The organism is Amycolatopsis sp. (assembly GCF_035276945.1).
GTDB lineage: Bacteria > Actinomycetota > Actinomycetes > Mycobacteriales > Pseudonocardiaceae > Amycolatopsis_E.
On record NZ_DATELF010000021.1, the window covers coordinates 1 to 6436 of the forward strand.

At 71.4% G+C, this 6436-nt stretch carries 3 protein-coding genes; all 3 read left to right on the forward strand.

Annotated features, from left to right (window positions below; genetic code table 11):
- The coding region (locus VJT49_RS02940) for a non-ribosomal peptide synthetase (protein WP_324162882.1) at positions 1-4834 on the forward strand (4834 nt) is incomplete at its 5' end.
- 14 nt (positions 4835-4848) lie between these two features.
- Positions 4849-6300: a condensation domain-containing protein gene (locus VJT49_RS02945; protein WP_324162884.1), complete on the forward strand. Its 1452-nt coding sequence runs from the start codon at positions 4849-4851 to the stop codon at positions 6298-6300.
- A 6-nt stretch (positions 6301-6306) separates the two neighbouring features.
- The coding region (locus VJT49_RS02950; protein ID WP_324162886.1) for an AMP-binding protein at positions 6307-6436 on the forward strand (130 nt) is incomplete at its 3' end.

Genomic DNA, 6436 nt, shown 5'->3' on the forward strand with positions numbered 1-6436 from the left:
TCCCGCACCCGAGCGGAGAAGTGCCAACGGCCGAGCACCGGCAACCCCGGTCGAAGAACTGCTGTGCGGGCTGTACGCCGACATCCTCGGCCGGGACACCGTGGGCGCCGACGACTCGTTCTTCACACTCGGCGGCGACTCCCTGCGCGGCATGCGCCTGATCGCCCGCGCCAGGGCGGTGCTCGACACCGGGATCGGTATCCGGGACCTGTTCACCGAGCCGACCGTCGCGGGACTGGCCCGGCTCGTGGCCCGGGGCGGCGACACCGCCGTCCGGCCGCCGCTGGCCGCCAGGCTCCGGCCGGATCGGGTGCCGCTTTCCCATGGCCAGCAACGCATGTGGTTCCTCGACCAGCTGCACGAGCCGCGCGGCACGGCCATCTACAACGTCCCGCTCATCGTTCCGCTGAAGGGCGAGGTGGACCGCGCGGCGCTGGCCGCCGCGCTCGGCGACGTGGCCGACCGGCACGAGACGCTGCGCACCCGGTACCCCGCCACCGACGGCACCCCGCACCAGGAGATCCTGAACGGCCCGCTGGCCCATCCTCGCCTGCGGACCCACACGGTGGCCGCCGGGGACGTGCCCGCCCTCCTGGCGCGGCTGACCGGTCAGGGCTTCGACCTCGGCGCCGAACCGCCCTGGCGGGCCGGGCTGGTGAGCTGGTCCGCCACCGAGCACCTTCTGGTCGTGGTGGCGCACCACATCGCGGTTGACGGCGGATCGATGAGCGTGCTCGAGCGCGACCTCCGGTACGCCTATCGGGCTCGCTGTGCGCGCTCGGCACCCCACTGGCCGCCGCTCGCGGTGACCTATGCCGATTACGCGCTGTGGCAACGAGAACTGCTCGGCGAACCCGAGGACCCTGACAGTCTGATCACTGCTCAGCTGAGCTACTGGCGACGGAACTTGGCCGGGCTGCCGGAGGAACTGTCCCTGCCCACTGATCGGGCCCGGCCCGCCGCACCGTCCTTCCGCGGCGCCACGGTGCCCGCCGGTCTCGGCGCACGGGCGCACGAAGCCCTGGCTCGCGTTGCCCGGCAGGGCTCGGCCACGGTGTTCATGGCGGTGCAGTCGGCGCTGGCGATGCTGCTGGCGCGCCTCGGCGCCGGCACCGACATCCCGGTCGGCACCCCGATCGCGGGCCGCGCCGACCACGCACTCGAAGATCTGGTCGGGTTTTTCGTGAACACGTTGGTGTTGCGGACCGACGTGAGCGGTGACCCGACGTTCACCGAGTTGCTCGCCCGGGTACGGGAAACCGATCTGGCCGCGTATACCCATCAGGACGTGCCGTTCGAGCGGCTGGTGGACGAACTGGCGCCGGAGCGCTCGCTCGCCCGCAACCCGTTGTTCCAGATCATGCTGGTGGTCCAGGACCCGCCTGTGGACGGTGACACGGAACCGGAACGCCGGCATCCAGGGGAGTTGCCCGCCGACGCCGTCCCCGCTCGCTTCGACCTGTCGGTCACGCTTTATGAGCGGAGCGACGCCGACGGCAGGCCCGCCGGGATCGAGGGTGGCGTGCAGTACGCCACCGACCTCTTCGACGAGTCCACGATCCGCGCGTTCGTCGCCCGGTTCGACCGGGTGATCGAGCAGGTGATCGCGAACCCCGGCGTCCGGGTCGGCGAACTGGACGTGCTGGAACCGGCCGAGCGGCGGGCGGTGGTCGCCGGGTGGAACGACACCGCGGTGGTGGTGCCTTCGGTGAGTGTGCCGGAGCTGTTCGCGGCGCAGGTGTCCCGGGCCCCGGGTGGGGTCGCGGTTGTCGACGGCGATGTGTCGCTGACCTATGCCGAGCTGGATGAGCGGGCGAACCGGGTGGCGAATTGGTTGCTGGGTAAGGGAGTGCGGCGCGAGGATCGGGTCGGCGTGGTGCTGGACCGGTCGGCCGATCTCGTCGCGGTGTTGCTCGGTGTGCTCAAGGCCGGGGCGGTGTACATCCCGGCCGATCCGGGGCATCCGACCGGGCGGGTCGCGCGGATGTTGGGCGACGCGCGGGTGTCGGTGGTGCTGGCGGATACCGCTGTCGCTGAGGCGCTGGCCTCGGAAAGCGTTGGGGCGCCTGACATTACGGTGCCGCCGGAGGGTTTGGCGTATGTGATGTTCACCTCGGGCTCGACGGGGACGCCGAAGGGTGTGGCGGTCACTCACGCGAACGTGGTGAGTTTTGTGCTGGATCGGTGCTGGGACACCGGGATGTCCGAGCGGACGTTGGTGCAGGCCAATCACGCGTTCGATGCTTCGACATACGAGTTGTGGGTTCCGTTGGTGCGGGGCGGTCGTCTGGTGTTGTTGCCGCCGGGGACCTCGGACGGGAGTGAACGTGCGGCGGTGATCGCCGAGCACGGGGTGACCAATGTGCACGCCACGGCCGGGCTGTTCCGGGTACTGGCGGAAGAGTCACCGGAGATTTTCGCCGGGGTGCGAGAGGTTTCCACGGGCGGCGACGTTGTCTCCGCCTCGGCGATCCGGGCTCTGCTCGCGGCCCACCCCGGCATGGTGGTCCGGACGACGTACGGGCCGACGGAGACCACGGCGTTCACCACCCAACTGGCGTTCACGGGAACCGACGTGGTGCCGGACGTGGTGCCGCTGGGCCGCCCGATGGACAACACCCGCGCCTACGTGCTGGACGAGTTCCTGCACCCGGTGCCGCCGGGGGCGACTGGCGAGTTGTATGTGGCCGGTGCGGGTGTGGCGCGTGGTTACGACGGACAGGCCGGGCTGACCGCGGGGTGGTTCGTGGCCTGTCCGTTCGGTGGGCGGATGTACCGGACCGGCGACCTCGCGAAGTGGACGGCGGACGGCCTGCTGACCTTCGCCGGGCGCGCCGACGATCAGGTCAAGATCCGCGGCTTCCGCATCGAGCCCGGCGAGGTGGAAGCCGCCCTGGCTGGACACGAGCAGGTCGGTCAGGCCGCGGTGATCGTGCGGGACGAGCGTCTGGTCGGCTATGTCGTCCCGGCCAACGGCCACGTCGACACCGACGCGCTACGCACGTATCTGACCGGGATGCTGCCCGACTATCTCGTGCCCGCCGCGGTGCTCATGGTGGATTCGTTGCCGGTCACGGCGAACGGCAAACTCGACCGGGCGGCGCTGCCCGTCCCGGAGTTCGCTCATACTCCCGGACGCGAGCCAGCAACACCGGTGGAATCGTTGCTGTGCAACCTTTTCGCCGAGGTGCTCGGTGTCGAGAAGGTGTGCGCCGACGACTCGTTCTTCGCTCTCGGCGGTGATTCGATCATGTCGATGCTGGTCGTGGCGAGAGCGCGCCGCGCGAGGCTGGTGATCACCGCGCGGCAGATGTTCGAGCACCGGACCCCGGCCGGTCTCGCACGGGTGGCCGAAGCGGTCGCCGACGCACCGGCAACGCTCGCGGATACCGGGGCCGGGCACGCCCCGCTGACGCCGGTGATGCGCGCCGCCGCGTCAGCGGGCCGCACCCTGACGCAGTCGATGTTGCTCGAGGCGCCCGCCGGGCTGGTACTGGACCACCTGATCGCCACCGTGCAGGTGCTGCTCGACGGGCACGGGGTGCTGCGCTCGCGGCTGTCCGACGGGCACCTGGTGATCCCGGAACCGGGCGACGGTCTGCGGGCGACGGCGTGCGTCACGCGGTTCACCGGTGACGACGAGGCGTCCGGCGCGCGGGACGCGGTCGACCGGCTGGATCCGGCAGGCGGGGTGATGCTGCAGATGGTCTGGTTCGAACGCACCGGACGCGTGCTGCTGGTCGCCCATCACCTCGTGGTGGACGGCGTCTCGTGGCGGATCCTGGTGCCCGACCTCGGCGAGGCGTACGCCGCGGTGAGCGAAGGCCGGGCACCGGAGATCGAGACCGGGACGTCGTTCCTGCGGTGGGCGCGGGCACTCACCGAGCAGGCGACCAGCCCGCGGCGGGTCGCGGAACTGCCCGCTTGGACGCGGTTGCTCGCGGGTCCCACCGTCGAACTGGGCGTGCGGCCGCTGGATCCGGCGGTGGACACCGTGGGCAACGGCGTTCGCCGGGCGAGCTTCACGCTGGCCGCCGCGCCGACGACCGAACTGCTCACCCGGCTCCCGGCCGACTTCGACGCGGCCATCGATGATGTTCTGCTCGCCGGTTTGATCGCCGCGGTCGGGGAGTGGCGCCGCCGCCGTGGCCGCGGTCTCGCCGGCGGTGTGGTGGTGGACATCGAAGGCCACGGCCGGGAGCCGCTGTCCGACGATATGGACCTGACCCGCACCGTCGGCTGGTTCACCAGTTCGTACCCCGTTCGCCTCGATCCGGGCGCGGTCGCCTACGCGCGGGTCCGCTCCGGCGGACCAGCGGCGGGCGATCTGCTCCGGCGGGTCGCCGAGCGGCTGCGCTCGGTTCCTGGGGACGGCCTGGGGTACGGGCTGCTGCGTGAGCTCAACCCGGACACCAGACAGGCCATGGCCGCCCTTCCGGCCGCCCAGATCGGCTTCAACTATCTCGGCCGGTTCTCCGCGACGACGAAGCCCGCGGGCACCAAGGGCGGATGGCGGCCGGTCGGCGACACCGGTCTCGGCGGCTCCGCCGACGCCGACACCCCCGCCGCGCACCCGTTGGAAGCCGAAGCGCGAGTCCTCGATCTGCCCGGCGGGCCTGAACTGACGCTGACGCTGGCCTGCCCGGCGGCCCTGTTCGACGAGAAAGCGTTGCGGGACTTGGGCGAGGGCTGGGCCGCGATGCTCACCGGGCTGGCCGGGCACCGGCCCGCCGCGCGGGCGGCCGGATCCGGCGGCGCCGGTGCCCCGCTGGTTTCGCTGACCCCCGAGCAGCTCGGTGCGTTGCGGCTGAGCCTCTCCGAAGAAGTGGAGTGAACACGGTGACCGAGATGTGGATCGAAGACGTATGGCCGTTGTCGCCGCTGCAGGAGGGACTGCTGTTCCACGCCCAGTACGACGAGCGGTCGCGGGACCTGTACGTGGAGCAGCGCACCATGGAGCTGGCCGCGCCACTGGACGTCGCGGTGCTGCGGTCGTCCTGGGAGGCACTGCTGGAACGGCACGCCGGTCTGCGGGTCAGCTTCCGCCAGCCGGAAGGCGCGCAGCGGCTGGTCCAGGTCGTGGTGGCGGGCGTGCCGCTGCCGTGGCGTACGGAAGACCTGTCGGGTCTGCCTCAGGAGAAAGCCGAAGCCGAAGCGGCGCGACTGGCCGAGGAGGACCACGCCCGCCGGTTCGACCTCGCCGTCGCCCCGTGGCTGCGGCTGCTGTTGATCAAACTCGACGACTCGCGCTACCGCCTCGTGGTGACCCTGCACCACATCCTGCTCGACGGCTGGTCGATGCCGGTGCTGTTCGGCGAGCTGGCGCAGATCTACGCGGCGGGTGGCGATTCCGGCGCGCTGCCCCCGGCGACGCCGTACCGGGACTACCTGGCCTGGCTGAGCCGTCAGGACCAGGCCGCCGCCCGCGAAGCATGGCGCGCGGAGCTGGCGGGGCTGTCCGAACCGACGCTCGTCGCCCCGGCGGACACCGGTTCCGCGCCGGTCCAGCCCGAGCATGTCGCGGTCCGGGCGGACTCGGCGCTCACCGCCGCGCTCGACGTGGCCGCCCGCGCGCACGGCGTCACCCTGAACACGGTCGTGCAGGCGGCCTGGGCGATGCTCGTTGGGCAGCTCACCGGGCGCGCCGATGTCGTGTTCGGCACCGTCGTCGCCGGACGTCCCGCCGACCTGCCGGGCGTCGAGCACATGCTCGGGCTGTTCATCAACGCCGTGCCGGTGCGGGTTCGCCTCGATCCCGGCCAGAGCGTCGCCGGGCTGCTGACCAACCTCCAGGTGCGACAGGCCGGGCTGTTCGCGCACCAGCACCTCGGCCTGGCCGACATCCAGCGCGAGGCCGGTGCTGGCGCGACCTTCGACACTTTGGTGGTGTACCAGAACTATCCGCGCCCGCCCGGCGGCGGCCTGCTCGACGAGGGCGGCCTGCGGATCACCGGGACCGGCGCCAAGGACGCCGCGCACTACCCGTTGCTGCTCGGCGTAGTTCCGGGCGAAGAAATGGAGTTCCGCGCCGACTACCGGCCTGACCTGTTCGGCTCGGCGGACGTCCGGGCGTTGCTGGCCCGGCTGCTGCGGTTGCTCGCCCAGTTCGCCGCCGATCTCGCTCAGCCGGTCGGGCGGCTGGACGTGCTGGAGCCGGCCGAGTGGCATGCGGTGCTCGACCAGTGGCAGGGCGCCGCGGTGGTGGTGCCTTCGGTGAGTGTGCCGGAGTTGTTCGCGGTGCAGGTGGCTCGGGTGCCGGGTGGGGTCGCGGTTGTTGATGGTGATGTGTCGTTGACGTAGGGGGAGTTGGATGGGCGGGCGGATCGGGTGGCGAATTGGTTGTTGGGTAGGGGGGTGGGGTGTGCGGATCGGGTTGGTGTGTTGATGGGGCGGTCGGCGGATTTGGTCGCGGTGTTGCTTGGTGTGTTGAAGGTGG